We start from the raw sequence: 26,726 nt of genomic DNA on the forward strand, positions 1-26,726 counted from the left end.
ACCGCCCATGCCGTACGACGGGTTCTTCGGTTCCGAGGCCGGCGGCTGGCTGTACCCGCGGTTCTCCAGTGGGGTGCGGCCCGCGGCCTGGGCGGTCGGGTGGGCGCTCGCCGCGGCCGCGGTGCCGTGCGTGCTGCTCGGGCACCGGTGCGTCGACCGCCGCCCGCGGCTCGTGATCGCGCTCTGGTTCGTGACCGGGTTGGGCGCGCAACTCGCGCTGTGGGCGGTCGCCTCGACCGACCTTGCGACGGCGGTCGCGGACGGCTCCAACGGGTTCTTCGCGGTCGCGGCGCAACACGGCCCCGCCGAGTTCCTGCGGGACTACCGGGCGATCGCACCCTCGCACTCGTTCCACGTCCGCGCCAACCTCGCGGGCAAGGTGCTGTTCTTCCACGCGCTGCGGGCCGTCACCGACTCACCGCGAGCAACCGCTCTGCTGATCCTGTGCGTCTCGAACCTCGGCGGCGTTCTCGCTTACGCGATCGCCCGAGAACTGTACGGATCGCGGCGAACGGGGCACGCGGCTCTCGTGCTGTACCTTCTCCTCCCGGCGAAGGTTTACTTCTTACCGCTCATGAACACGGTGACGCCGGTGTTCATTATGGTGCCGCTGTGGCTCTTGATGCGGTTCTGCGCGTCCGGGCGGCCCGCGTGGCTCGTGGCCGTCGGGGTGTCGCTGTACTGGCTCGTGCTGTTCGACCCGGTCCCGCTGGTGACCGGTCTCGTGTTCCTCGCCGTCCTCCGCCGCGCGTGCGCTCGCAAGGATGTGAACCTCCGGGGGCTCGCGGTGGTGCTCGTGGTGGTCCCCGCGACGTTCGTCACGAGTGCGTGGTTAGTGGACGTCGCGTTCGGCTACGACATCGCCGAGGCGCTACGATTCGCGGTGGGGCACGCGAGCGAGTTCAACGAACTCAACCAGCGGCCCTACGGCTTGTGGCTAGTGCAGAACCTGATCGACTTTTTCGTCAACACCGGCGTCGGCACCTCGGCCATCTTCCTCGTGGTCGCGACGGTCGCGGTTCGACGGCCGGTGCCCGAGCGCGTCGTTCCACTCTCGGTTCTGGCGGTGGTGCTGGTGCTCGACGCGCTCGGCGTGAACCGCGGCGAGGTGATCCGCCTGTGGATCTTCCTCGGCGCGTTCGTTCAGTTCCCCGTCGCCGGCACGCTGGCCGAGCGGCCGCGGGTGCTCGCCGCCCTCACGGCGGCGCAACTTCTCCAGGCGTGCGCCGCGATCTCGACTCGCGAGTTCGTCGCGTTATGGTAATGTGAATGATCGGGGGGGCGTATGGATCACGAGGCAGTCATCGAGCGCACGCGGCGCTGGATCGCGGACGTGGTGATCGGGCTGAACTTGTGCCCGTTCGCCCGGCGGCCGTTCGATGGCGGGCTGATCCGGTACGCGGTCACCGAGGCCGCCGACGCCGAATCGCTGCGAGCGGACCTCGAGCGCGAACTTCTGGCGCTCGCCGCCGTGCCCGCGACCGATGTCGAGACGGCGTTCCTCGTCCACCCGGCGGCGCTCGCCGAGTTCCTGGATTACAACGACTTCGTCGCCGAGTGCGACGACCTGCTCGCCGACCTGGAACTGGAAGGGGTGGTCCAGATCGCGGGGTTCCACCCGCTCTATCGCTTCGCCGGCACACGGCCGGACGACGTGACGAACTACACGAACCGCACGCCGTACCCGATGCTGCACCTGCTCCGCGAGGAGAGCGTGAGCCGGGTGAACGACGACCCCGCGAGGGTCGCCGAGATCCCGAAGCGGAACATGGCAACCATGCGGCAACTTGGGGTCGCGAAGGTGCGCAAGATGCTCGGCGAGCCGGGCGCGTGAGCGTGTTAACGACGTTGCCCGATTGCAATGCAGCGGTGGTCAACCGGAAGTGGTTGGCGGGCCGCCACGGAGGGCGGCCCCTACGAGACTTGCGCCTTTGGTTTGTAGGGGCCGCCCTCCGTGGCGGCCCGCGTGAAGCGAACGACTTCAACCGGGCCGGTGCGACTCACTTCCTGAACATCGGGTGGCCCGGGTCGCCGCGGCTGAGCATGTACGCGAGCATGTCGAGCACCTCGGCCTCGTTGAGCGAGTTGAGGAGCTTCTCGGGCATGAGCGACACGTTCGACGGCTTCAGGCTCTCGACGTCCTCCTTCTTCACCTCCACCACCTTCGTCGAGTCCTCCGGGTCGGTCACGATCGTGTACTTCCCGTTGGCATCGTTCACCACCTTGCCGACGTAGCTCTTGTCGTCCACGGTGCGGACGACGCTCGCCTTGTACTGGTCGGACACGACCTTGCTCGGCTCGACGAGCGCCTCGGCGAGTTCCTTCACCCCGAACCGGCCGGCGACCTGCGACAGGTCCGGCCCGGTCGCGCCGCCGTCGCCGCCCACGCGGTGGCACACGACGCACCGGGCCGCCGCGAACGCGCGCTCGCCGTTCTTGAAGTTCCGGCCGCTCTTGAGCTTCGCCTCCAGGGCGCTCACGTCGGCCGTCGTCCACTCGCGGCCGGGGCCGATCGGCTTCGGCAGTTCCTTCGGCTTGAACGGCTTCTTGAGCCCCGCGGCCTCGATCGCGAGCCGCTCGGCGTCCGACGCGCTGGCGAACGCCTCGCGCTCGATGTTGTTGATGAACCCCTGGTAGCTCGCGCCGCCGCTCTTGGTGCGGGCCTCGGCGAGGAACCCGAAGTACGCCTTCCACCGGTCCATGTTCCAGCCGACGGTGGCGTTCCGCAGCGCAAACGCGAGCGCCATCTTCTGCTGGTCCGGGGCGTTCTTCTGCACGTTCGCGACCGTGCCGCCGTACCCGCCGTTGCGGGCGAGCAGTTCGGCGGCCACGTCCGGGGCCGGCGGCTTCGACGGTTCGAGCAGGAGCCTCGCGACCTTCTCCACGATGGTCGGCGACTTCAGGAAGATGAGCACCTGCGCGAGTTCGCGGTTCACGAGGTCCGACTGCGCCGGGAACAGCGGGTCGAGCTTGGCGACCACCTTCGCGGCGCTGTCCTTGTCGGGCTCGCCAATCCGGGTGAACACGAGCTGGTACGCACGCAGGAGGTCGAGTTGCATCGCCTCGTCGTACTTGAGGAAGTCGAGTTCGCCGAGCTTGACAAGCAACTTGGGCTGAAGCGATTTGTCAGCCTGACGCGCAAGCGCGACTGTGCCTTCAATCACAACGCGATCAAGTTTCGAGTCGAGGATCTTGTCCTGCCACGATTTCACTGGCTGATGTTCCAGACCGACACGAGCAGCGTAACGGATGAATCGGTCCGGCGACGTGAGGCGCAGATCCAATGCGTCCTTTATGTCAGGGCGACCACCTTCGTACCAGTCGCTCGTCGTGTGAGCGACCTCCAGCCGGTGCCGATCGGCACGCTCCTGCACGCCGGCGGTGTCCTTGTACTCGACCTTCTCGGTCGAGTCCTTCCCGGTGTAGGTCACGCGGTACAGCTCGCTCTGCGCGCCGCGGCCGCCGATGGTGAAGTACATCGCGCCGTCGGTCGGGCCGATGACCACGTCGGTCAGCGGCAGCGGCGTGCGGCTGACGAACTCCTCCTTCGTCGCCTTGTACGTCGAGCCGCTCGGCTCGGTGTGGATCGCGTACATCGTGCCGAAGGTCCAGTCGCAGATGAACAGCGCCTTCTGGTACTTCGCGGGGAACTTGGCCCCGTACCCGAACTCGACGCCGACCGGCGAGCCGGGGCCGATGTTGACCGCGGCCGGGAGGCTATCGACGTAGTACGCGGGCCACTTGCCGGTGCCGCTGCGCCAGCCGAGTTCGCTGCCGCTGGTCGCGTGGTTCACCCGCGTCGGCCGGTACCACGGCATGCCGAAGTCCCACTCCATGTCGGCGTCGTAGACGAACATCTCGCCGTCGGCGTTGAACGCGAAGTCGTAGGGGTTCCGGTACCCGGCGGTGAAGATCTCCCACGCCTTGCCGTCGAAGTCGGTCTTCGCGACGTACCCGCCCGGGGCGAGGATGCCGCGGGCGTGGCCGTTCGCGTCCCACTGCCGCGGGAGCAGGTGGTCCTCGCTCCAGTTCTTCGGGAGCCGGCTGCGGTCGAAGCCCTCGGGCGGGCGGGTGTGGTTGCCGCAGATCACGTACAGCGACTTGCCGTCCGGCGCGAGCCGCACCGCGTGCGGGCCGTGCTCGCCGCCGCCGGCCAGCGCCTTGAGCTTCTCGACCTTGTCGAACACTTCGTCGTTCTTCGAGCTGGTCACGCGGTACAGCCCGCTCCCCGGCCCGCCGTTGCACACGACGTACAGCGTGCCCTTGTGGAACAGGAGCCCCTGCGCCCCGGTGATCTTCGCCGGGATGCGCTCGACCTTCGTCTCCTCGTCGGTGCCGACCTTGCCCGGCGTGATGCGAACGAGCCCGAGCCCGCCCTGGTCGCTCGCGATGAGCCGGCCCTTGTCGTCGGCCGCGAGGCACACCCACGAGCCGAGTTCCGCCTTCGGAACCGTGAACAGCTTCTCGACCTTGAACCCCGGCGGCACCTGGAACGTCCCCGCGGGCACCTTTGACTTGCCGGACCCGACGTCGGCCGTCGCCGTCTCGAACACCTTGCCCCACGGCGCGTCGCCGTAGGTCGCGACCTTCTTGACCTTCTCCGGGGCGGCGTTCGCCATCGCGTCGGCGGTCCACTTCTCGTCGCTGACCACGTAGGTCGGCTCCCCCTTCTCGGGGACGAGCACGAGCTTGAAGACCAGCCCGGCCGCACCGCCCGCGTTGGTGACCTCGGCGACGACCTCGTTCCCCTCGGGCTTGAGGAGCTTCGTCACGTCGGCCTCGGCCGCGTCCTTCCACTCGTCCGAGGCGGCGACCCGCTTGCCGTTCACCGAGAGCGCGACGTGGTTGTCGGCCGTGACGCGGAGCACGGCGCGCTTCACGCCCGCGGCCGCGAACGTCGTGCGGAGCAGGTACTTCTTGTTCGCGTCCGGCCCCCAGATCCAGAGCGGCACCGGCCCGCCGGCGAACAGCTTCGAGGCGTCCGGCGGGGGCGCGTCCTTCGGCGGGGCGGGCTCCTTGCCGGGTTCGCCGCGCTCGACCGCTGGCGCGACGGTCGGCTTCTGGGTGAGCGGTGCCTGGGCCTGCGCGACCGCGGCAAGCGCCGCGGCCAGGAGCGTGAGGGTGGTGATTCGCATGGGGTCGGGTGGCTGGTGGGGACGCAGGAGGGAGTAGGTCAAGTTAAGGGATATCGCGGGCGCGCGGAGCCCCGCGATCGCGGGAGCGGCTCAGGCGAGCACGTCCTTGACGACGTGGCCGTGGACGTCGGTGAGTCGGTAGTCGCGGCCCTGGAACCGGTACGTGAGCTTCGTGTGGTCGAACCCGAGGCAGTGCTGGATCGTGGCCTGGAGGTCGTGGACGTGGACCGGGTCGCGGCCGACCTTGAAGCCGAGGTCGTCGCTCTCGCCGTGGGTGTGGCCGGCCTTGATCCCGCCGCCGGCGAGCACCAGTGAGAAGCAGTCCGGATAGTGGTCGCGGCCGAGCACCTGGCTCCCGGCGGTGCGGCCCTCGCGGAACGGGGTGCGGCCGAACTCGCCGCCCCACACCACGAGCGTGTCCTTGAGCATGTCGCGGTTCTTCAGGTCCTTGATGAGCGCCGCGACCGCCTGGGCCGTCGGGGTGGCCTTCTTGGTCAGCCCCTCGCGGATGTCCTCGTTCGGGTTGGTGCCGTGGAAGTCCCAGCCCCAGTCGAAGAGCTGGATGTGCCGCACCCCGGCCTCGGCGAGCCGGCGGGCCAGGAGGCAGTTGTTCGCGAACGACCCGGCCCCGGGCTTCGCGCCGTAGGCGTCGAGCACCTTCGCGGGCTCGCGGGTGATGTCCATCGCCTCGGTCGCCGAGAGCTGCATGCGGAACGCGAGTTCGTACTGCGCGATCCGGGTCCGGGTCTCGGGGTGGCCGAGTTCCTTCTCCTGCAACTCGTTCAGGTCGCGCATCGCGTCGAGCCCGAGCCGCCGCACGTCGCGGTCCATCCCCGGCGGGTCCGACAGGTACAGCACCGGCTCGCCCTTGCTGCGGCACTGCACCCCCTGGAACACAGACGGCAGGAACCCGCTGCCCCAGCACCCCTGCCCGCCGCTCGGCTGGACGCCGCTGGAGATCAGCACCACGAACCCGGGCAGGTTCGCGCTCTCGCTGCCTAGCCCGTAGCACGTCCACGCGCCGAGGCTCGGCCGGCCCTGGCGGGCGAACCCGGTGTAGAGGAGCAGCTCCGCGGGCGCGTGGTTGAACTCGTCGGTCTTCAGCGACCGGATCACGGTCACGTCGTCGGCCACGTCGTGCAGCGGCTTGATCGCGTCGGACATCCAGATCCCGGACTTGCCGCGCTGCTTGAACGGCTGCTTGGTGCCGAGCAGCTTGGGCACGCCCGACGTGAACGCGAACCGCTTGCCCTTGAGGTACTCGTCCGGGCACGCCTCGCCGTCGTGCTTGACGAGCTCGGGCTTGTAGTCGAGCAGGTCGAGGTGCGGCGGCGCGCCGGACATGTGCAGGTAGATGACCCGCTTGGCGGTGCCCGGGAAGTGGGGCTTGCGGGGGAACAGCGGGTCGTCCTTGGCCCGCGGCGCGCCGGGCGCGTCGCCCGCCGGGGCCGCGTCGAGCTGCGACAGCGCCAGCGCGCCGAGCCCCAGCGACGACGACTCGAGGAAGTGCCGCCGCGTGACCGACTGGAGGCGTGCGAGTTTCGGGTGCATGAGTTCCTCACAACTCCCGCGGGTCGCTGCGACCCGCGGGCCTGGTGCGGGGTGTGGTGTCAGCGCTTCATCAGCATTTCGTCGAGGTTCAGGAGCACGTTGGCGACCACGGTCCACGCGGCGGCGTCGATCGGGTCGACGCCCTTGGGCAGCGGGCCGAGCGGGTTGGTCGCGAACAGCTTCGCCTTCGCGGGGTCGGCGGTGAACTTCGTCTGCGCCTCGCGGTACAGCTTCACGAGCCGCTCGACCTCGGCGGCGGTCGGCGGGCGCACGAGGCAGGCCCGGAAGCCGAACGCCGCCTTCTCGTGCGTCCCGGCCCCGCCCTTCTCCATCATCCGCCGGGCCAACCCCTGCGACGCCTCGACGTACACCGGGTCGTTCATCGTCACCAGCGCCTGCAGCGGGGTGTTCGTGCGGGCGCGGCGGACGATGCACGTGTCGCGGTTCGGCGCATCGAACGTCGACATCGACGGGTACGGGTTCGACCGCCGCCACTGCGTGTAGATGCCGCGGCGGAACTTGTCCTCGCCGGTGCTCGTCTGCCAGTCGATCGACCCGCCGAACGCGGCGCTCAGGCCGAGGTTCGGCTGCGGCGGCTTCACCGACGGCCCGAGCGACTTCGGGCTCAGCAGCCCCGCGGCCGCGAGCGCCTGGTCGCGGACCATCTCGGCCGAGAGGCGCACCCGCGGGCCGCGCGCGAGGAGCCGGTTGTCCGGGTCGCGCTCGAACAGTTCCGGCGAGACCTTCGACGATTGGCGGTACGCCGCGGACGTGACGAGGAGCCGCAGGAACCGCTTCACGTCCCAGTCGGTCTGCAACTCGACCGCCAGCCATTCGAGCAGTTCGGGGTGGCTCGGGAGTTCGCCCTGCGCGCCGAACTCCTCGCTCGTGCGGACGATCCCGGTGCCGAACACCTGCTCCCAGAGCCGGTTCGCGGTCACGCGGGCGGTGAGCGGGTTCTCGGGGCTGACGAGCCACTTCGCGAACCCGAGCCGGGTCCGCGGCGCGTCGGCGGGGAGCTGGTGGAGCGCTGCCGGCACGGCCTCGGCAACCTCGTCGCCCAGGTCGAGGAAGTTCCCGCGGAACTGGAGCCGGGTCTTGCGGCGCTGCGGGCCGACCAGTTCCGTCATGACCGGCACGGACGTCGCCGGCTTGAGCGCCGCGTCCTCCTTCTTGAGCGCCGCGAGCTTCTCGCGCTCGGGCTTCATCTCGTCGGGCTTCTTCCCCTTGAGCTTCCCTTCGAGGTCCGCGATCTGCGCCTGGAGCGCCTCCTTCTTCTTCTGCTGGTCGCCGTCCCAAAACGGCAGCGTCGGGCTCTCGTCCTTGTGGTCGGCGTCAGCCGTGTTGTTGAGGAAGGCGTAGGACGCGAAGAACTCCTTTTGCGTGAGCGGGTCGTACTTGTGCGTGTGGCACTGGGCGCACGCCATCGAGGTGCCCATCCACACCATGTACGTCGTGTTCACCCGGTCCACGACGGCGACGTTGCGGAACTCCTCGTCGTTCGTGCCCCCCTCGCTGTTGGTCATCGTGTTCCGGTGGAACGCGGTGGCGACGAGCTGCTCGGTGGTCGGCTTCGGGAGCAGGTCGCCGGCGAGTTGCTCGATCGTGAACGTGTCGAACGGCTTGTTCGCGTTGAAGCTGGTGATGACGTAGTCGCGGTACTTCCAGATGGTGCGGGGCGGGTCGTCGGCGTACCCGGCGCTGTCGGCGTACCTCGCGAGATCGAGCCACCCGCGGGCCATGTGCTCGCCGTAGGCCGGCTTCGCGAGGAGCTTATCGACGAAGGTTTCGTAAGCAGTCGGCGCGGCGTCCTTGACGAACGCCTCGACCTCTTCGGGCGTCGGCGGCAGGCCGGTCAGGTCGAGCGCCGCGCGGCGGGCCAGCGCGTACCGGTCGGCCTCGGGCTGCTGGGTCAACTTCTCGGCCACGAGGCGCGACGCGAGAAACGCATCGACCGGATTGCGGACATCGAACTTAGGGTCGGCGACCTTCGGAACGACGGGTCGCACGGGCTTCACGTAGGCCCAGTGCGGGGCGTAGGTCGCCCCCTCCTTGATCCACCGCGTCAGCACGTCCACTTCGCGGGGCGTGAGCCGCTTGCCGAGCTTCGCCGGCGGCATCACCTCGTCGGCCTCTTTCGTGGTGACGCGGGCGAGGAGGTCACTCGCCTCGGGCTTGCCGGGCACGACGGACGCCTCGACGGCCCCCTCGCGGGTGTCGAGGCGGAGCTTCCCCTTGCGGGTCTTCTCGTCGGGGCCGTGGCACGCGAAGCAGTTGTTCGACAGAATCGGCCGCACGTCGCGGTTGAAGTCCACCCTGGCGGCCGCGGGCTCCGCGGCACCACCAACGGCCGGGGCGGCCGCAACGACGCATGCACAGATCAGGAGGGGTCGCATGGGGCCGCGGGGAAAGGGTGATGAGGGTGGGCCATCGCGGGCCGGTGCTCCGGGCACCGAACGTGGGCTGATTGTCCGCCGGGGGCCGAGCGCCGTCTTGCCGAATGACCGCGGGAAATTGTACGCTCGCCGCACGGCGACCGATGGGGTGGTGGGGTACGCAGGCAATGCCGGGCGCGGGCCGATACGAGCAGTGTACCGCGTTCGGTGGCGGGGTGTGACAGAAAAACGCGGTCGGGCGGGCTACCAGTTCGGGCGGAACGCTTCGGCCTTGTGGCGGGACTTGTGGAACGCCTCGGCGAGGAACAGGAGCGCCTCGCACCGCGCCCGGAACGCCCGTGCGGTCAGCGGGTCGCCGGCCTTCTCCACGGCGGCCGCGAGCTTGTCGTAGGCCTTCCAGTCGGTCGGGATGTCGTGGGCCTTCATGCCCGCGGCGAGTTCCGTCTCGATCTTCGCGAACCGCTCGGCGATGGTCTCGGTGATCGCGCAGTCGTGCTTCTTGTAAACGTTGAGCGGGCGGTCGGCGTCGTCCCGGGGAGCGGTCGCGCCCTCGGGCTCGCTCTTCACGTCGATGACCAGCCCGACGAGGCCGGCAAGGATGATGAGCGCGGCGACGAGGAACAGCGGGACCGCCCCCGGCACCTCGGCCACCCGCAGCGACAGCGACAGCAGCGCGACGACGGACCCGGCCCCCAGCGCGGTGAACGGCCACGGCACGGCACGGGACCACGCCCGCAGGGCGCGGCGGAACGCCCCCGGGCCGGCCTTCTTGGCGGCCTTGTTGGCCGGGCCGCCGGGCACGCGGACGATCATGACCGTGATGTTGTCCGGCCCGCCGCGGAGGTTCGCCATGTGGACGAGGAGTCTCGCGGCCTCGTCGAGCGGCACGGCGGATACGACCGCCCCGATCTCCTGCGGGTGGACCGGGCCGGTGAGTCCGTCGCTGCACAGCAGGAACGTGTCGCCCGGCCGGACCGGATGCGGCCCCTCGACGTCCACCTCGACCTCGGCGTCCGGGCCGAGCGAGCGGATGATGACGTTCTTCTTGAAGTCGCCGAGTTCGTCCGGGTCGATCCCCTGGCGCTTGGCGATCTCCCAGACCCAGGAGTGGTCGAACGTGAGTTGCTCGGCCTGGCCGTCGCGGATGCGGTAGCACCGGCTGTCGCCGACGTGCCCGACCCACGCGCCCTCGGGCCGCAGGACGAGGGCCGTCCCGGTCGTCCCCATGCCGCGAAACTCGTGGTTCTCTTCGCCGATCGCGTGGATGCCCGCGTTGGTCTCGACGAACGCCTGCCGCAGGGCGGTGCCGATGCCGTTCTTCGCGTGCTTCAGGTACAGGAACGGGATGTCGCGGACCGCCTTGGCGCTGGCCTTCTCGCCGACCGCGTGGCCGCCCATGCCGTCCGCGACAACGAACACGTGGCCGTTCGCCTCGTACGCGGAGGCGTCGACCGCCGGCTGTGCGGCGCAGGCGTCCTGGTTGTGGCTCCGCTTCACGCCCACGTCGGTGAGGGCGGCATAGCGGACGGGCTCGAATGCCGGCACCGAACGACCCCCGGGAGAGAATCCACCGTTACCATCCTACGCCATCCCCGGCCGCCGTGCCTCCCCGCCGACCGGAAATCCGCACCCCCCGCGGCCCCGCTGCCGTCACCGGCCCGCGGGTTGCTCCGCTTACCTAACGAAATACCCTGTTCTACCCGCCCCGTCGATACGCTCGTTACAACCCTCCGCACCGGCCGCGGTTCCGGGCATCGGTCAACCGAAGCGGCCGCTGGCGTATCATACCCCCATGCTCTTCACCTGGCTCCGGACCCGCCGCCGCCGCAAGCTCCTCGCCGACCCGTTCCCTCACTGGTGGACCGGTCACCTCACCAGGAACGTCGCCCACTACTCACTGCTCCCCGGGCCGCTGCAGGCCCGCGTCCGGGACGCGGCGCGCGTCATCATCGCCGAGAAGCGGTGGCACGGACGCGAGGGGCTGTTCGTGACCGAGGAGATGAAGGTCACCGTCGCGGTGCAGGCGGCGCTGCTGCTCCTGGGCGGCGACCACGGGTACTTCAAGCACGTGCGGGACATTGTCGTCTTCCCGACCGAGTTCCGTACCCCGGTGCAGGCCGATGGCTGGGAGGACGACCGGCTGTCCGAGGTGCCGCTCGCGGGGCGGGCCGTGGACCGCGGGCCGGTCCTGCTCGCGTGGGACGAGGTGCTCCCCGAGGGCCGGAACCCCCCGGGCGGGCAGAACGTCGTGATCCACGAGTTCGCCCACCAACTCGACTTCGACGAGTGGCTCACGGTGGACGGCCCCGACCTCGGCGACGCGGCGCTCGAAGCGCGCTGGCGGCCCGCGTTCACCGCCCACTTCGAGCGGCACCGCCGGGACGTCGCGTCGGGGCTCAGAAACCCGCTCTTCACCCCGCACGCGGCCGACGACGAGTACGAGTTCTTCGCCAACGCGAGCGAGTCGTTTTACTGCCGCCCGGCCCTGCTCCGCCGCCGCTACCCGGAGCTGTACCAGCTCCTCGCCGCGTACTACCGCGTCGATCCGGTGGTGTGGTTCGGTGCCGGCCGCTGACGCATCACGCCGGCCACGCCCGAAGCGCGACCCGCACCACGTCCCGCAGCTCCTGCCGCGTCGCCCCGCTGGCCGCTTGCACCGCCATGCCGTGCGTCACGGTCACCAGGAACCGCGCCAGCGCGCCGCACTCCGCGTCGGCGGGCAGGTCGCCGGCCTCCGTTGCACGTTCCAGCCGCGAACGAATCAATCGGACCGCGGTCTCGCGGTGCGCCGCCAGTTCGCGCCGCACCGGCTCGGCACCTTCCCCGCACGCGAGCGCCCCCTGAACGATCAGGCACCCGGCCGGCCGGCTCGCATCGGTCAGCCGGTCCGCGGCCCCGAACAGCAACCGCTCCGCGACCGCACGCGCCGTCGGTGCGGCGAGCGCCTCCGCGAGGTGGCTCGCCGGCCCCGCGATGTAGCGGTCGAGCACCTTGCGGAACAGCGCCTCCTTGTCGCCGAACGCCGCGTACATGCTGGGGCGGTTGATCCCCATCGCCCGCGTCAGTTCGGGGACCGTCGCCCCTTCGTACCCCCGCCTCCAAAAGACCTCCATCGCGCGAACGAGCGCCTTCTCGGCGTCGAACTGGCGTGGCCGTCCGCCCGGCATGCGACACCCTCCCGTGAACGAGCGAAGAAATTCGGCGGCACCGTGAAAGAGACTCGCCCCGGGTATTGTACTCATCGGTACACAAACCCTGAAAGGAGCCGGTCATGTCGAAGAAGCTCATCGGTAAAGTTGCGGTGGTCACGGGCGCGTCGAAGGGGATCGGGGCGGCGATTGCCAAGCAACTCGCGGCCGACGGTGCGGCGGTCGTGGTGAACTACGCCTCGGACAAGGCCGGGGCCGACCGCGTCGTGTCCGAGATCGCCGGGGGCGGCGGTAAAGCGGTCGCGGTGCAGGCGAACCTCGCGAAGGAGCCCGAAGTGCGGCGGCTGTTCGCCGACGCGGTGAAGGCGTTCGGCAAGCTCGACATCCTGGTCAACAACGCCGGGATCTACGAGTTCGCCCCACTCGAAGCGGTCACAGGCGAGCACTTCCACAAGCAGTTCGACCTCAACGTCCTCGGCCTGATCCTCGCTTCGCAGGAAGCGGTGAAGGCGTTCGGGGTGGCCGGTGGGAACATCGTGAACATCAGCTCGGTCGTCGCGACCACGGCCCCGCCGAACGCCGCCGTGTACAGCGCGACGAAGGCCGCGGTGGACGCGATCACGCAGTCGCTCGCGAAGGAGTTGGGGCCGAAAAGGGTCCGCGTCAACGCGGTGAACCCGGGGCTGGTGGAGACCGAGGGGACGACCGTGTCCGGCATCGCCGGCAGCGACTTCCATCGCGACATCAAGGGCCAGACGCCGCTCGGCCGCACCGGTCTGCCGCACGACATCGCCCCGGCCGTCGCGTTCCTCGTGTCCGACGACGCGAGTTGGATCACTGGCGAAACGCTGCACGTCGCCGGCGGCTTCCGCTGAGTCTCATCGGACCCTCCGTCGAGTACCGAGGTTTCGTGTCCGCCCCCAGGGATCGGCCGCGGGGGCGACAACCCGCGTGTGACGACGGAGGCGGTCCGCCGGGCGCTGAACGCCCGGTGCGCGGTGCCGAGTCGCCGCCCAGTCGGAGCCGCGGGGCTCTTCTTCGTCGCGGACCCGAGGAACACCCCAACTTTCAGAACCGCCCCAACCCGTACGGCGTCGCGTCAACGTGGGTCTTCCCACCGCCGAGCATCTCCGACACGAGCTTGCCGGTCGCGGTGGCCATCGAGAGCCCGAGCATGTTGTGCCCCGCGGCGATGAGTACGTTCCCCATTCTCGGGCTCCGGTCGATCACCGGGAGCCCGTCGAAGGTCATCGGCCGCCAGCCCCACCACTCCTGCTGCACCGGCTCGGCGAGCGGGTCGCGGAGGTAGTGTTTCGCCGCGTCGGTGAGGATCGACAGCCGCGAGCGGTTCATCGTGTCGTCGTACCCCGCGAACTCCATCGTCGAGCCGAGCCGGTAGCCCGACGCGAACGGCGTGACCGCGACGCGGTGCTCCTCGAAGATCAGCGGGTACGCCGGGCACACCGCCGGCCGCGGCATCGTCAGCGAGTACCCCTTCCCCGGCTGGATCGGGACGCGGCACCCCAACTCGGTGTTCAGGAGCGGGGTCCACGCGCCGGTCGCGACCACGACGTGATCGGCCTCCACGTCGCCGGTCTTCGTGCGAACCGCGGTCGCGGCGCGGCCGTTCTTCACGAAGCCCTTGACCTCGCAGTTCTCGCGGAACTCGACGCCCAGGCCGGTCAGCACGCGGCGCAACTCCGACATGAGCCAGTCGGGCCGCAGGTGCGCGTCGGACTGGTACAGGTAGCCGCCGGCCTGCCCCGGTTTGAGGGCAGGTTCGAGGGCCGCGAGTTCGGCCGAGTCGAACCGCTTGGCCGGCAGCGCGAACTCGCGGGCGAGCAACTCGTCGGTGTGCCGATAGTGCTCGAAGTGCTTCGGTGTCTGGAACACGAAGAGCAGCCCCTTCGTCTCGTACTCGCACTCCAGCTTCTCGTCGCGGATCAGCGAGTCGAAGAGGGACCGCGAGGAGTTCAGGAGCGCCTGGATCGCGCGGCCGGTGGCGAGCATGTCGCGGCGGTTGCACCGACGGGCGAACCCGAGGAACCAGCCGAGGTTCGCCAGCACCACCCCTGGCCGCACCTTGAGCGGCGAGTTCCGCTGGAACAGCGTCTTGAGCGTGGAGGTGATCGCGCCCGGCACCGCGAGTGGCAGAACGTGGCTCGGGCAAATGTACCCGCAGTTGGCGTGCGAGCATCCGGCCCCGAACTTCGCACGGTCGAGGACCGTTACGCCGAACCCGGCTTTTGCGAGGTAGTACGCCGAACACGCCCCGACGACGCCCCCGCCCACCACCACAACGCGACCCGGCATGGCAACTCCCAAATGCAACAACCCCGGGACCGGCCCGGGGTGTTGTTTAGCAGCAGGTCCGACAACTCATCAGGCCAAAGCGATGGCTGTGCGCCCTTTTGCCCCCTCGCTCGGGAACCGGCACGCGTGCAGCGCTTTACAGACGGACCTGGGGAACCAAGTGTACTCAGCGAAGAACGGCCGATGAGGCGCGAGCCCATTGCCGGGTGCGGCGCTGCCACAAGAGCAGCGCTGCACCCGGCAAATGTCAACTCGTACCGGGGGTTCACTGGTTGAACAGGAACCCCTTGCTGTTCAGCAGCGCCCAGATGATGTTCTCGTAGGCGAGCTTGGTCGTCTTCGCCGCCCGGTGCTTCTCGATGTGTTCGAGCGCGAGCTTCAGTTTCTCCTCGCTCGGCTTGGTCCCGAGCGCGACCAGGAACAGCTCCGTCACCTTCTCGGCGTCGGACCGCGGGTCCTTGGTGATCTGGTCGGCGCGGGCCCCGGTGCGGGCGATTTTGTCCTGCACCTCCTGGCTGTTGAGCAGGTGCAGCGTCATCGCGAGGCTCGCCTCGTTCACCCGCTCGCACTCGCAGGCGCTGATCCGCTGCGGGCGGCCGGTCACGTCGAGGAAGTACGACCCGAACGACTCGTCCGGGAGCATGATGGCCCGGCTCGGGGCGAACTTGTCCGCCGGCAGGCCCGGGAACACGGTCGGGCTGTCGGTCAGCATGCACACCGCGTCGAACAGCACCTCGGCCTGGAGCCGCTTCGGGTAGTACCGGGCGAACGACTGCTTGTCGGCCGCGTTCTGCTCGTTCGGCAGCGCCGCGAGCTGGTACGTGCGGCTCTTGCAGATCGTCCTCACCAGCGCCTTAAGGCTGTACTTGTTGTCGATCAGGTTCTTGGCCAGCGCGTCGAGGAGTTCGGGGTTGCTCGGCGGGTTGGTGATCCGCATGTCGTCGAGCGGGTCCACGATCCCGCGGCCGAAGAAGTGCGCCCAGTACCGGTTCGCGACCGCCTTCGCGAAGAACGGGTTCGCCGGGCCGGTCATCCAGTCGGCGAACTTCTGCCGCGGGTCCTCGTCGCTGCCGGAGGTCGTCGGGTCGGCGTCGAGCGGCTTCATCGGGGCGGTCTGCCCGGTCCGCTTGTTGATCACGGTCCCGGCCGACTTCACGAACAGCACCTGCCGCTGGTTCTGGTTGTTCTGCTGGACGCGGCCGGGGACCGGGACGCTCTTGGTGCCGACCCGGCCGAAGAACGCGGCGACGCCCCAGTAGTCGTCCTGGCTCCACTTCTCGTAGGGGTGGTGGTGGCAGTTGGCGCACGCGAGCCGCTGGCCGAGGAACACCTGGCTCACGTCGTCCACGAACTGCTCGGGGGTCTTCACCTCCTTGTACCACACGGTCGCGGGCGACTTCGCCTCATCGCCGAGGGCGCACACGATGTCGCGGACGAAGGCGTCGTACGGCGTGTCGGCGGCGACCGCCTCGCGGATCCAGGTGTGGAACGCGAACGTGCCGTAGGCCCGGTCGGCCAGGTTGCGGCGCTTCACGCGGAGGATGTCGGCCCACTTGTTCGCGAAGAAGTAGGCGTACTCGGGCGAGTCGAGGAGCGCGTCGATCAGCTTGTCGCGCTTCTTCGCGTCCTTGTCGGCGAGGAACGCCGCGACCTCGGCGGCCGTCGGCAGCGTGCCGGTCACGTCGAGGTACACGCGGCGGACGAACACCTCGTCGGTGCAGAGTTCCGACGGCGTGATGTTCAGCTCGCGCCACTTGTTGGCGGTGGCCTTGTCCACCACGGTCTGCTCGGGGAAGTTGAACTTCACCACCTCGCCGGGCCGCGGGACGGTCGCGCGGAACACGGCGACGTGCCCGTTGAACCGGGCCATCACCGCGGCCTGGCCGGTCATCGACTGGGTCGCGACGACGCCCGTGTCGCTCACGCTGGCGATGTCGGTGTCGTTGCTCTCGTACTGCGCGCGGCGGGTGACGTCCTCGACTGCGCCGTCCGAGAAGTGAGCGTACACGGCGACCTGCTGGCGGCCCTTGCGGTCCACCACGCGGCTCTCGGGGACGACGCTGATCTTCGTGACCGTCGGGTCGCTCGGGCTCCCGTAGGGCAGGCCGGACGCGATCCACCGGCGGACGATCTTGTACTCCTCGCTGCCGACCTCGGTCTTCTTACCGCCGCCGTGGGCCGCGACGCCGGCCATCTTGGTCAGGAGCAGGCTGCTCTCGGGCGCGGCCGGGAACACGCGGCGGCCGCGGCCCTCCTTGAGGAGGTTCTCGTAGTCGAACGCCGGGTCGAACCCGAGGAGCGACAGCCGGAACCCGTTCTGGCCGGCAATTTTTCCGTGGCACCCGCCCGAGCTGCACGAGAGCTTGGTGAAGATCGGCACGACGTGGTTCGGGAAGTTGAGCGGCTGCGGGGCCTCCATCTTCTCGGCCACCAGCGGCACGCGGACCGTCTTCCCCTCGAACGTCACGGTGATCTCGGCCGATCCGTTGGCGATCGGGAACACGCGGCCGGTCGGCTCGACGCGGGCGACCTTCGGGTCGGACACCGCGTAAGCCGCGGCGGCCGAGAGGTCGATCTCGCGGCCGTCGGCCGTCTTCCCGGTGACGAGCAGTTGCGGCGCGTCGTCCATCCCCTTGAGCTTGAACGCCGTGGGGTACGCGGTGATCGCGGTCACGGCCCTGGGGGACTCGGCGAGCGCGCCGCCGGCCGTGGCGAGCGCGACGGCGGCGGCGAGGAGGAAGCGGGTCATGGCAGCTCCGACGGGAGGTGTGTGCAGGCGGGGCAGCGTGCGGGTGCAGCGTGGCGTGCGGCCCGGGTGGGACCGCACGCGCGGGGACGTCACAATTACTTGACGCGGGTCAGTTGGCCGACGCCGTCCGATCCGGTGATGGTCATGTTGTCGCCGTCGATCTTGATCTTCAACCGGCTCTTGTCGCCGGTGCCGAACAGTCCGCCGGCCTTCTTCTGGTCGTTCATGCCCGAGAACTCGACATCGTCTCCACTCAGCAACTTGTACTGGCCGGTCATCACCGTCTTCTCGCCCTTGTCGTTGGCCTTCGCCATCGCTTCCTTCATCGCCGGGTCGCCGAACTCGACGCCGACGGCCATGTTCCCGTCCGCCTTGAACTCAAAGAAGAGGAACGCCTTGAGGGCTTCCATCATCTTGAGTTCCTCGGCCTTGAGGCCCGGGGCCGAGACGAGCTTCCATTTCCCAGTGATCTTGCCCGAATTATTCGAGCCGCAACCGGCGGTGGCGAGGGCGAGGCACGCGAAGAGGGCGGCGGCGAGGGTGCGGGGTGCCAGGAGCATGGTTCCGTCTCTGTGACGATGAGCCCGGCGGGTCCGCGGAGGTTCGAGGGTGCCGCCCGGGGCGTTAGTTGTACCCCCCCGGGCCGGCCAAAACTAGCACGGAGGGGATCAGCCGAGGAGTTCTTTGACCGGCTCGCGGTCGTCGAGGACATACATCGGCCGGCCGCCGCCGTTCGGGAACGTCATGCCCGGGTCGATGCCGAGCTGTCGGTAGATCGTGCCGAGCAGTTGCGGGACGGTGATCGGCCGGTCCTTGGGCCGCTCGCCCTTCGCGGTGCTCGCGCCGATGGCCTGGCCCATCTTCAGCCCGCCGCCGGCGACCAGCGCCCCCATGACCGGGCTCCAGTGGTCGCGGCCGGCGTTCATGTTGATCTTCGGGGTGCGGCCGAACTCGCCCCACATCACCGTCACCACGTCGTCGGCCATGCCGCGGTCGTGCAGGTCCTGGACCAAGTTCGCGATCCCCTGGTCCACCTTCGGGAGCTGCTTCTTGAGCGTCTGAAAGTTCTGCCCGTGAGTGTCCCAGCCGCCGATGCTCAGGGTCACGCACCCGACCCCGGCCTCGACCAGCCGGCGGGCCGTCAGGAACTGCTCGACGCCCTTGTACCGCTCCTGGGTCTTCGGGTCTTCCTTGCGGATGTCGAGCGCGTCGCGGACGACGCCGGCCGTCACCATCTCGATGGCCTTCTCGGTGTACGAGTCCATCCCCACCATTGTACCGCTCGCGTCGATCTCGCGGCGCGTGTCGTCGAAGCCGGTGAGGAGCCCCTTGCGGTCGTCGAGGCGGCCGGCGGTCACGCCCTGTGCCAGCCGCAGGTTCGCGTTGCCCTGCCCGCCCGGGGTGAACGGGCGGTGCGCGATGCCGAGGTAGCCCGGCTCGGTGCCGCGGCTCATGCCGCGGAGCGAGACGAACGGCGGCACGGCCCCGTTGCTCTCGGCCCGGACCTTCGACACGACCGAGCCGAAGCACGGGTGGTCGGCGGTGCGGTTCACCCGGTCCGGGTAGCCGGTCATCACGAGCGAATCGCTGTGCTCGTCCACCGAGACGACGGACCGGACGCACGCGAGCTTGTCCCACATCTTGGCTTGCAGCGGGAAGTGCTCGCAGATCTCGACGCCGGCCACGTTGGTCTTGATCGGGTTGAACTCGCCGCGGAATTCGACCGGGGCCTCGGGCTTGAGGTCGTACATGTCCATGTGCGACGGGCCGCCGGGCAGGTAGATCATGATGGCGGCCTTGTTCGACCGCGACGCCTGCCTCTTGCCGGCGGCGGCGCTGGCGGAGCGGGCGTGGAGCATGTCGGCGAGCGTGACGCCGGCGCCGAACGCGCCGATCTGGAGGAAGTCGCGGCGGGTCGCGCCGTCGCAGAACCGGTGAGGTGAGCCGAGGAACCGCAGCATGATTCGCCCTCGATGATGGGACCGGGCAGGAGCAGGTGGGAGGTAGGCGGTTGGGTGCCGGCGGAGAGCCGGGTGATCCGGCGCGGGGTGGGATTCCGTCGGAGTGCCCCAACACCCCGGATCTTCCCACCGGCTCGGATCGGTGTCAACTCAAAAAGGCGTGCGAAACACGGGCCCACGGGCCGGGACCCGTGGCGAGAAGTGGTGTCCGAAGTTCCGGCAGGGAGCGTATCAGAGCCGGATGCCGCTCCGCGGCGTCGGGATGTTCCCGGACGAACGCCCGGCCGGCCGTTCGGCGGCGTGGTGCTGACCGGGCGTCGGGACCGCGGGCGGCTGGTACGGTATCACGTACCTGAACACGAACACGAAGAACGCGAGGGTCGCGGCCGAGTCGAAGAAGTGGAACACCTCGTGGTGCCCGATCAGCCCGGGGACGATGACAGGCCACTCGCACAGCTCGCAGACCGTGCCGACGGTGTACAGGATCGCGCCGAGGAGCGCCCAGTTCATCGCGCGCCAGCCGACCGCCTTATAATACAGCGGCAGGGCGATGACCCCGATCCAGCCCATGCCGAGGTAGATGCCAATGTTCAGCGCGTGCGGCGGCTTCGGCAGCAGCCACATCGTCGCGACCCCGACCCCGGCCAGTAGCCACATGCCACGGAGCAGCCACCGCCGCCACGCCCCTTGCAACAGGATCGCCAGGACCGGCGTGTACGTCCCGGCGATCAGGATGTAGATCCCGGTGTGGTCGAGCCGCTGGAAGAACTGCCGCTGTTCGGCCGACGTGAAGTGGATGCCGTGGAACAGGCCGCTGGCGGTGTAGAGGAACACCATCGAGAACGCGAACAACGCGACCGGCGCGCGGCGGTCCCTGGGGGTGAGCCGGAGCATCAGCAGGCCAGCGAACACCGCCCAGACCGCTGTGACGAGGTGGGACGCGGAACTGACGGGGTCGCGAAGCTCGAACACGGTCACCTGCCCGTTGTGGCACCAGCGAGGGGCCGGGCGCTCGCCGCCCCCGGCGGGAGAGCCGGAACCAATCGCCGGTTGATTTACGGTTTCCCGCGCGGGAGACTACGATCCTGCCCGCCTCCCCTTCCCGAGTACGACGCGCAGCCCCAATGAGATATTCCACCCTTCTCACTCTCCCCTGTCTGACTTTCGCGCTTTTTTCACTCGCGGGGGGCACGCAGGCGCCGCCGGGCGATCCGGCCGCACTCGCCGTGCTGAAGGGGCACACCGACGCCGTCGAATCCGTGGCACTCAGTCCCGACGGGAGCCGGATCGCGACCGCGTGCTTCGACCGCGAGGTGCGGCTGTTCGACGCGACGACGGGCGCTCCCCTCCGAACCTACGGCGGCGAGCAGGGGCACAAGGGGCAGGTACTCGCGGTCGCGTTCAACGCCCGCGGCGACCAACTCGCCACCGGTAGCGCCGACAATAGCGCTCGCGTGTGGGACGTCCCGGTGAGCGTCCCCGTGAAGACCATCGCGACGTCGGGGCCGGCGACGCGGATCGTCCTCGCCGCCGACGGTAAGACGTTCGCGGTCGCCAGCGCCGACGGGCTCGTGAAGGTGTTCCTCGCGGGCGAGGAGAAGGGCGCGATCGAGTTGAAGGGCCACACCGGGGCGGTCACGCACCTCGCGCTCGCGGGCGGCGCGTGGGTCACGGCCGGGGCCGACACCACCGTGCGGTTCTGGGATGCGGCCGGCAAGCAGACCGCGGTGCGACTCGCGCCGGGAAAGCTGGTCGGGTTCGCCGCCAACGCGAACAGCGGCACGCTCTGGCTCGCAACCGCCGACGGCCGGGTGCAGGCGTGGGCCGTGCCGCCGCAACCGGTCGTTCCGATGAACGTCGCGATCCTCGGCTCGGGCCGCGCCGTCGCCGCGCTCGATGTCGCGCTCAAGAAGGGGCAGCCGGTGCCGGTCGTTCCTTCGCGCGAGTGGTCCGCAACGGGACCGATCGCGGGGCTCGCGCTGTCGCCGGACAACACGCGCCTCGTGACCGTCGGGCCGGGCAAGGAGTGCGTGAGCTGGCAGACCGGGAACGGCCAGAAGGAGCGCGCGTTCGAGGCCGGCGGCGACGCGGCCGCGGCCGCGTTCAGCAAAGACGGCCAGCGGCTCGCGGTCGCCGGGGCCGACGGCACGGTGCGGCTCTTCGCGGTCGGCGACGGCAAGCTCGTCGGCTCGTTCCCGGCCGGCGGACCCGTGAGCGAGTTGGCCTTCCACCCGACCGCCCCGCAACTCGCCGGCACGCAAAAGAACGCCGCGACCGTGTGGACCGTCGCGTTCCAGCCGGGTCAACCGCTCCCGCCGGAGTTCGGGCGGCCGCTCCAGTCGTTCCCGCACCCGAAGGGCGTCGCATCGCCGCTGTTCAGTGCCGATGGTGCGCTCCTGACCGCGGGAGAAGACAGCCAGGTGCGGCGGTTCCGCATCGCGTCGGAACTGCCCGTGAAGACCCTCGGCCACCCGACGCTCGTCGATGCGGTCGCGTTCGACGACACGGGCACCCTCCTCGCCACGGGCTGCCACGACGGTGTCCTCCGCATCTGGGATCTGCCGAAGAACACCCCGCTGAAGACGATCAGCGCGCACGTCGTGACGATGCCGCAACAGGTCCAGCACCCGATCTACGCGGTGCTGTGGTCACCGGACTTCAAGCAGGTCTTCACCGCGAGCTACGACAAGTCGATCAAGCTCTGGGACGTGGCGAGCGGGAACCTCGTGCGCGAGTTCAAGGCCGCCCCGGACCCGAAGCCCGTTGAGCCGAAGAAGGACGAACCCAAGGACGCGAAGAAGGACGAGAAGAAAGACCCGCCCAAGAAGGACGAGCCGAAGAAGGAAGAACCCAAGGACACCGGCCCGCCCGGCCACCGCGACCAGGTGTTCACGATCGCGCTGACGAAGGACGGCAAGTTCCTCGCCTCTGGGTCGAGCGACCGGACGGTGAAGTTGTGGGACGTGGCGACCGGCAAGGTGGTACGCGAGTTCGCGAACCCGGACCTGAAGCCGACGCTCCCCGGCGAGCCGGCCCCGTCGCACCCCGGGTGGGTGCAGGCGGTGCGGTTCGTGCCGGGGGACCAGTTCCTCGTCACCGCGGGCGCGGCCCCGCGGGGCCGGAGCTACCTCGCGGTGTGGAACGTGGCGACCGGCCAGCGCGTGTTCGGGGCCGAGCGCGACCTCGGCGCGATCCGCTCGCTGGCGGTCACCGCCGACGGCACCAGGCTCGTCCTCGGCTGCGCCCCCGCGAAGGGCAAGCCCGACGGCGAGGCGCTCGTCATCAAGCTCCCGGGGAAGTGACCGGTAGGGTATACTGGTGGGACCGGAGGTGAACCATGACCGCGAACCCGCCATTGACTGGAACGGCCCCCGCCCCCCGGGTGCGGGTCGAAGGAACCGTCACGACCGTCCACGCCGACGGCCGCTTCAGCCTCGCGTTACCCGACGGCGCAGAGGCATTCGGCCGCTCTTCGGGGTCTCAACTCCAACGGCTCGGCAAGTTCGTCGGCCACGGTGTCATCGTTCTCGGCACCGGTGCGACCGATGGGACGCTCGACGCCGATGGTGTCCTGCCCGTTCAAGGCCCGTTCATCCTCGGGGCTTGCGACGTTCCACTCTCGACATCCGAGGCGGCGGAATCAGCCGCACGGTTCGCGTCCACCATCGGCATGTGGCCGGGCGACGAGAGCGACGAGCAACTCGACGCCCTGCTCAGGGATGATCGCTGAGGGCCGGCCCGCCGTACCTTCTTGACACCAACGTCTTGCTCTCTCTGTTGAGGCAGAACGACCTCGGCCGGTATCTCGGCGTGGTTTACGGGCTGGTCCCGCCGCCGCCCGTTTTCCAAGTCTCCATCGTGTCCGTCGGCGAGCTTCTTTCAATCGCCATGCAGCGTAGCTGGGGGCACGCGAAGTGCGATGCGCTGTCGAACCTCGTCGGCATGATGACCGTTCACGCCGTCGATAACCGGTTCATCTACGCCTACGGCGAGATTGATGCGGCGTCGCACGCGGTTGGGCACAACATGGGCAAGAACGACCTGTGGATCGCCGCAACGGCCCGGGTGTTCGGGCTCACCCTGCTGACCACCGACAAGGACTTCGACCAGCTCCACCCCGCCTGGGTCGCGGTCGATTGAGTCGATCCGGCCAGCAAGCTGACCCCGTGAGCCGCTGGGTACGTCGCGGCCGCAGCCGGGTCGTCGGTTAACGTCGAACCGGCCGAACGGTTCGGTTGGAGGGGCTTTGCCGGTGCCCGGGACGCTTCGCCGGCGGATAAACTGGGTGCGGACGGCGTCGCGCTCACTACAAAATGAGTTTGGCGAGCGTCGCCGCTTCTCCCGCCGCGGAGCACCACGAATGAGCATCCTTCAGAAGGCCGATCCCGAACTGTTCACCGCGATCCAGGGCGAGCGCACCCGCCAGCAGTTCGGCCTGGAGATGATCGCCAGCGAGAACTACACGAGCCCGGCCGTGATGGAGGCGCAGGGCTCGTGCCTCACGAACAAGTACGCCGAGGGGTACCCGGGCAAGCGGTACTACGGCGGGTGCGAGTTCGTGGACGTCGCCGAGAAGCTCGCCATCGAGCGCGCGAAGTCACTGTTCGGGGCCGACGCGGTGAACGTCCAGCCGCACTCCGGCGCGCAGGCGAACATGGCGGTGTTCCTCGCGGCGCTCCAGCCCGGCGACACGATCCTCGGACTCGACCTCGCGCACGGCGGGCACCTCACCCATGGGATGCGGCTGAACTTCTCCGGGAAGTACTTCAAGGTCGCCAGCTACGGCGTGCGCAAGGAGGACCACCTGATCGACTTCGACGACCTCGCGGCCAAGGCCCGCGAGCACAAGCCGAAGCTCGTCATCGCCGGGGCGAGTGCTTACCCCCGCACGCTCGACTTCAGCAAGTTCGCCGAGATCGCGAAGTCGGTCGGCGCGCTGCTGATGGTGGACATGGCCCACATCGCCGGGCTGGTCGCCGCCAAGCTCCACCCCGACCCGGTGCCGCACGCCGACTTCGTCACCAGCACGACGCACAAGACGCTCCGCGGCCCCCGCAGCGGGTTCATCATCTCGAAGCCGGAGTGGGGCGATAAGGTCAACTCCGCCGTGTTCCCCGGCATCCAGGGGGGGCCGCTGATGCACGTCGTCGCGGCGAAGGCCGTGGCGTTCCGCGAGGCCGCCGAGCCCGCGTTCAAGCAGTACATCGCACAGGTGCTCAAGAACGCGCAGGTGCTCGCCGAGGAACTCCAGCGGGCCGGGTTCCCTATCGTCTCGGGCGGGACCGACAACCACCTGATGCTCGTGGACGTGACCGCAAAGGGCGTGACCGGCAAGCAGGCCGAGCACGCGCTCGACGCGGCCGGGATCACCGTGAACAAGAACATGATTCCGTTCGACCCGCGGAAGCCGCTCGACCCGTCCGGCATCCGCATCGGCACCCCGGCGCTGACCACCCGCGGGATGAAGGAGGCCGAGATGCGGCAGATCGCCCAGTGGATCACGCAGGTGCTGACCCGCCACGGCGACCAGGAGCTGCTCGACCGCGTCCGCGGCAGCGTCCGCGAGTTGTGCCAGCAGTTCCCGGCCCCTGCAGAGAGTTGACAGTGGGCGGTGGATCGTGGCCAGGCAAGAGACAGAGCGGTCGGATGTGACGAACTGCTCTCACCGACGCGGGTAGGACCGGAGTGGCAGGTTCGCACTGCCCACTGTCCACTGCCCACTGCCCGGAGGGCGAAGTGTTCCCGCTCCTGCTCCTGGCGTGCTGCTTCTTCGTCGTCCTGCTCGTCCCCGTGGCGTTGTTCGTGTTCACGTCGGTGTTCCGCCAGGCGTGTGTCCTGTGCGGGCTCCAGCGGCCGTCGGTCGCGACCGCCGCTGGGGTGATGCTCCTCATCTGGGTGAGCAAGACGGCGTCGCAGGCGGTGATGGACGTGGTCGTGATCGAGTCGTGCAAGGCGGTCGGCGTCCCGCGGTGGGAGGCGAACATTATCGTCGCCCTGCTCTTCCTCCCCATCGACCTCATCATCTCGGCCGCTCTGCACGCCGGCCTCATGAACATTAAGTTCGGCAAGGGCGTCGAGGTCTGGTTCGTGATGATGCTGATCTACCTGTCGGTGTTCGCCGTCGCCGGGAGCGTCGCCGCCGTCATCTTCGTGGCGCTCAACTGAGCCGAATGCGGAACGCGGAGTGCGGAATGCGGAACGAACTCAGGACCGTCCCGGTACCCGCCCGTGTCCCGGATTCCGCACTCCACACTCCGAACTCCGCACTCGTATGACTGGATACTTCGCCACCTGTGCCCGCGGTCTGGAGCCGGTCCTCGCCCGCGAGCTGGCGGCGCTGGGGGCCGACTCCGTCGAGCACGGCCGCGGCGGCGTGAAGTTCCGCGGCGACAGCGCCCTGCTCTACCGCGCCGGTCTGTGGCTCCGCACCGCCGTTCGCGTGCTGCGCCCGATGCTCGAAGCCGACGTGTTCAGCACAGACGAGCTCTACGACGCCGTCCGCACCATCGACTGGGCGGACTTCATGACGCCCGATCACACGCTCGCCGTCGACTGCAACGTCCGCGACTCGGCGATCACGCACTCGCAGTACGCCGCACGCCGGGTGAAGGACGCGATCTGCGACCAGTTCCGCGAGAGGGTCGGCCGCCGCCCGAGCGTGGACCCGGACCAGCCGATGGTCGGGTTCAACCTCCACGTCCACAAGAACCACGCGATCCTGAGCCTCGACAGCTCGTGGGGATCGCTCCACAAGCGCGGGTACCGGCCGGTCCAGACGATCGCGCCGCTGAACGAGGCGCTCGCCGCGGGCCTGCTGATGCAAGCGGGGTGGACGCCCGAGACGCCGCTCGTGGACCCGATGTGCGGGTCGGCGACCTTCTGCATTGAGGCAGCGTGGATGGCGCTGAACCGCGCCCCGGGCCTGACGCGGAAGTGGTTCGGGTTCCAGGGCTGGCGGGAGTTCGACCGCGTACTGTGGAACGCCATCCGCGACGACGCCCGCGACGCGGTGAAGAAGGATCTCCCCGCCCCGATCATCGGCACCGACGTTCACCCGGGCGCGATCGACCTCGCGAACCAAAACGCCCGCAACGCCGGCGTCGCGCACCTGCTGAAGCTCGAACGCAAGGACGCAGGCCAGGCGCGCCCGCCGGCCGGCGTCGCCCCCGGCGTGGTGATCTGCAACCCGCCCTACGGCGAGCGCATCGGCGAGGAGAAGGAGTGGGTTCCGCTCTACACGAAGCTCGGGCAAGTAATGCGCGACCACTGGCCCGGCTGGCGGCTGTTCGTGTTCACGAGCAACGACATGCTGGCCCGCAAGGTGAAGCTCCCCGTGAAGCAGCGCACGCCGTTCTTCAACGGGAAGATCGAGTGCCAGTTGTGGGAGTACGGGACCGAAGGGAAAAAGTGAGTTAGAGTGTTTTGAAACCTACGGGTTCGGGTGAAGGCTTCGGAGCATCCGGTGGATCATG

The 26,726-nt window shown here is 69.2% G+C and carries 20 protein-coding genes; 10 read left to right on the plus strand and 10 right to left on the minus strand.

The window, feature by feature from the left end; translation table 11 throughout:
- Positions 1-7 precede the first annotated feature (7 nt).
- The gene (locus tag ACTIGN_RS26805) at positions 8-1,264 is read left to right on the plus strand and encodes a hypothetical protein (RefSeq protein WP_439629651.1); all 1,257 of its coding nucleotides are present in this window, start codon (positions 8-10) and stop codon (positions 1,262-1,264) included.
- Between the two features lie 21 nt (positions 1,265-1,285).
- Entirely contained in the window at positions 1,286-1,834 is a 549-nt protein-coding gene (locus ACTIGN_RS26810; protein ID WP_439629653.1) for a DUF1415 domain-containing protein, read from the plus strand.
- Positions 1,835-2,000: 166 nt separating this feature from the next.
- Here the strand turns inward: ACTIGN_RS26810 and ACTIGN_RS26815 are convergent, their stop codons facing one another.
- From ACTIGN_RS26815 to ACTIGN_RS26830, 4 genes are all read right to left on the minus strand, one after another.
- Entirely contained in the window at positions 2,001-5,135 is a 3,135-nt protein-coding gene (locus ACTIGN_RS26815; protein WP_439629655.1) for a c-type cytochrome, read from the minus strand.
- A gap of 90 nt (positions 5,136-5,225) precedes the next feature.
- Positions 5,226-6,686 carry a DUF1501 domain-containing protein gene (locus tag ACTIGN_RS26820; RefSeq protein ID WP_439629657.1) on the minus strand — a complete coding sequence of 487 codons (1,461 nt, stop codon included), beginning with the start codon at positions 6,684-6,686 and terminating at the stop codon, positions 5,226-5,228.
- A gap of 59 nt (positions 6,687-6,745) precedes the next feature.
- Positions 6,746-9,082 carry a PSD1 and planctomycete cytochrome C domain-containing protein gene (locus ACTIGN_RS26825; protein ID WP_439629658.1) on the minus strand — a complete coding sequence of 779 codons (2,337 nt, stop codon included), beginning with the start codon at positions 9,080-9,082 and terminating at the stop codon, positions 6,746-6,748.
- Positions 9,083-9,325: 243 nt separating this feature from the next.
- Positions 9,326-10,627, minus strand: a complete 1,302-nt coding sequence (locus ACTIGN_RS26830) for a PP2C family protein-serine/threonine phosphatase (protein ID WP_439629660.1) — start codon at positions 10,625-10,627, stop codon at positions 9,326-9,328.
- A gap of 247 nt (positions 10,628-10,874) precedes the next feature.
- Here ACTIGN_RS26830 and ACTIGN_RS26835 point away from each other — a divergent pair, with 247 nt between their 5' ends.
- Entirely contained in the window at positions 10,875-11,657 is a 783-nt protein-coding gene (locus ACTIGN_RS26835; protein ID WP_439629662.1) for a zinc-dependent peptidase, read from the plus strand.
- A 4-nt stretch (positions 11,658-11,661) separates the two neighbouring features.
- On the opposite strand, the gene ACTIGN_RS26840 is transcribed toward ACTIGN_RS26835, so the two are convergent.
- On the minus strand, positions 11,662-12,249 hold the full coding sequence (locus ACTIGN_RS26840; RefSeq protein ID WP_439629664.1) for a TetR/AcrR family transcriptional regulator: 588 nt from the start codon (positions 12,247-12,249) through the stop codon (positions 11,662-11,664).
- Positions 12,250-12,353: 104 nt separating this feature from the next.
- Here ACTIGN_RS26840 and ACTIGN_RS26845 point away from each other — a divergent pair, with 104 nt between their 5' ends.
- Entirely contained in the window at positions 12,354-13,106 is a 753-nt protein-coding gene (locus ACTIGN_RS26845; RefSeq protein ID WP_439629666.1) for an SDR family NAD(P)-dependent oxidoreductase, read from the plus strand.
- Positions 13,107-13,299: 193 nt separating this feature from the next.
- Here the strand turns inward: ACTIGN_RS26845 and ACTIGN_RS26850 are convergent, their stop codons facing one another.
- The 5 genes from ACTIGN_RS26850 to trhA form a co-directional block, all read right to left on the minus strand.
- Positions 13,300-14,544, minus strand: coding sequence for an NAD(P)/FAD-dependent oxidoreductase (locus ACTIGN_RS26850; protein ID WP_439629668.1), 1,245 nt, complete (start codon positions 14,542-14,544; stop codon positions 13,300-13,302).
- Between the two features lie 265 nt (positions 14,545-14,809).
- Positions 14,810-17,293 (minus strand): DUF1549 domain-containing protein, encoded by a 2,484-nt coding sequence (locus tag ACTIGN_RS26855; RefSeq protein ID WP_439629670.1) that lies wholly within the window; start codon positions 17,291-17,293, stop codon positions 14,810-14,812.
- Between the two features lie 95 nt (positions 17,294-17,388).
- Complete coding sequence (locus tag ACTIGN_RS26860) at positions 17,389-17,853, minus strand: hypothetical protein (protein WP_439629672.1); 465 nt, start codon at positions 17,851-17,853, stop codon at positions 17,389-17,391.
- A 108-nt stretch (positions 17,854-17,961) separates the two neighbouring features.
- Positions 17,962-19,254 carry a DUF1501 domain-containing protein gene (locus tag ACTIGN_RS26865; protein WP_439629674.1) on the minus strand — a complete coding sequence of 431 codons (1,293 nt, stop codon included), beginning with the start codon at positions 19,252-19,254 and terminating at the stop codon, positions 17,962-17,964.
- A gap of 231 nt (positions 19,255-19,485) precedes the next feature.
- Complete coding sequence (gene trhA / locus ACTIGN_RS26870) at positions 19,486-20,226, minus strand: PAQR family membrane homeostasis protein TrhA (RefSeq protein ID WP_439629676.1); 741 nt, start codon at positions 20,224-20,226, stop codon at positions 19,486-19,488.
- A gap of 152 nt (positions 20,227-20,378) precedes the next feature.
- Here trhA and ACTIGN_RS26875 point away from each other — a divergent pair, with 152 nt between their 5' ends.
- The 6 genes from ACTIGN_RS26875 (at position 20,379) to ACTIGN_RS26900 (ending at position 26,665) form a co-directional block, all read left to right on the plus strand.
- Positions 20,379-22,556: a hypothetical protein gene (locus ACTIGN_RS26875; RefSeq protein WP_439629678.1), complete on the plus strand. Its 2,178-nt coding sequence runs from the start codon at positions 20,379-20,381 to the stop codon at positions 22,554-22,556.
- Between the two features lie 35 nt (positions 22,557-22,591).
- A complete protein-coding gene (locus ACTIGN_RS26880; RefSeq protein ID WP_439629680.1) occupies positions 22,592-22,984 on the plus strand; it encodes a hypothetical protein in 393 nt (130 codons plus the stop codon).
- Positions 22,981-23,394 (plus strand): type II toxin-antitoxin system VapC family toxin, encoded by a 414-nt coding sequence (locus ACTIGN_RS26885; protein WP_439629688.1) that lies wholly within the window; start codon positions 22,981-22,983, stop codon positions 23,392-23,394. Before ACTIGN_RS26880 ends, ACTIGN_RS26885 begins: the two co-directional genes overlap by 4 nt.
- A gap of 220 nt (positions 23,395-23,614) precedes the next feature.
- Positions 23,615-24,856, plus strand: coding sequence for a serine hydroxymethyltransferase (glyA, locus tag ACTIGN_RS26890; protein ID WP_439629682.1), 1,242 nt, complete (start codon positions 23,615-23,617; stop codon positions 24,854-24,856).
- A 134-nt stretch (positions 24,857-24,990) separates the two neighbouring features.
- Entirely contained in the window at positions 24,991-25,419 is a 429-nt protein-coding gene (locus ACTIGN_RS26895) for a hypothetical protein (RefSeq protein ID WP_439629684.1), read from the plus strand.
- A gap of 106 nt (positions 25,420-25,525) precedes the next feature.
- Positions 25,526-26,665 carry a THUMP domain-containing class I SAM-dependent RNA methyltransferase gene (locus ACTIGN_RS26900; RefSeq protein ID WP_439629686.1) on the plus strand — a complete coding sequence of 380 codons (1,140 nt, stop codon included), beginning with the start codon at positions 25,526-25,528 and terminating at the stop codon, positions 26,663-26,665.
- Positions 26,666-26,726 lie beyond the last annotated feature (61 nt).

It is taken from the genome of Gemmata sp., assembly GCF_051859125.1.
Lineage (GTDB): Bacteria > Planctomycetota > Planctomycetia > Gemmatales > Gemmataceae > Gemmata.

Excerpts from the sequence above, each read along its gene's own strand:
- ACTIGN_RS26805 (WP_439629651.1), top strand. The coding sequence starts at position 8 with ATGCCGTACGACGGGTTCTTCGGTTCCGAGGCCGGCGGCTGGCTGTAC.
- ACTIGN_RS26810 (WP_439629653.1), top strand. The coding sequence starts at position 1,286 with ATGGATCACGAGGCAGTCATCGAGCGCACGCGGCGCTGGATCGCGGAC.
- ACTIGN_RS26815 (WP_439629655.1), bottom strand. The coding sequence starts at position 5,135 with ATGCGAATCACCACCCTCACGCTCCTGGCCGCGGCGCTTGCCGCGGTC.
- ACTIGN_RS26820 (WP_439629657.1), bottom strand. The coding sequence starts at position 6,686 with ATGCACCCGAAACTCGCACGCCTCCAGTCGGTCACGCGGCGGCACTTC.
- ACTIGN_RS26825 (WP_439629658.1), bottom strand. The coding sequence starts at position 9,082 with ATGCGACCCCTCCTGATCTGTGCATGCGTCGTTGCGGCCGCCCCGGCC.
- ACTIGN_RS26835 (WP_439629662.1), top strand. The coding sequence starts at position 10,875 with ATGCTCTTCACCTGGCTCCGGACCCGCCGCCGCCGCAAGCTCCTCGCC.
- ACTIGN_RS26840 (WP_439629664.1), bottom strand. The coding sequence starts at position 12,249 with ATGCCGGGCGGACGGCCACGCCAGTTCGACGCCGAGAAGGCGCTCGTT.
- ACTIGN_RS26845 (WP_439629666.1), top strand. The coding sequence starts at position 12,354 with ATGTCGAAGAAGCTCATCGGTAAAGTTGCGGTGGTCACGGGCGCGTCG.
- ACTIGN_RS26850 (WP_439629668.1), bottom strand. The coding sequence starts at position 14,544 with ATGCCGGGTCGCGTTGTGGTGGTGGGCGGGGGCGTCGTCGGGGCGTGT.
- ACTIGN_RS26855 (WP_439629670.1), bottom strand. The coding sequence starts at position 17,293 with ATGACCCGCTTCCTCCTCGCCGCCGCCGTCGCGCTCGCCACGGCCGGC.
- ACTIGN_RS26860 (WP_439629672.1), bottom strand. The coding sequence starts at position 17,853 with ATGCTCCTGGCACCCCGCACCCTCGCCGCCGCCCTCTTCGCGTGCCTC.
- ACTIGN_RS26865 (WP_439629674.1), bottom strand. The coding sequence starts at position 19,254 with ATGCTGCGGTTCCTCGGCTCACCTCACCGGTTCTGCGACGGCGCGACC.
- ACTIGN_RS26875 (WP_439629678.1), top strand. The coding sequence starts at position 20,379 with ATGAGATATTCCACCCTTCTCACTCTCCCCTGTCTGACTTTCGCGCTT.
- ACTIGN_RS26880 (WP_439629680.1), top strand. The coding sequence starts at position 22,592 with ATGACCGCGAACCCGCCATTGACTGGAACGGCCCCCGCCCCCCGGGTG.
- glyA (WP_439629682.1), top strand. The coding sequence starts at position 23,615 with ATGAGCATCCTTCAGAAGGCCGATCCCGAACTGTTCACCGCGATCCAG.
- ACTIGN_RS26900 (WP_439629686.1), top strand. The coding sequence starts at position 25,526 with ATGACTGGATACTTCGCCACCTGTGCCCGCGGTCTGGAGCCGGTCCTC.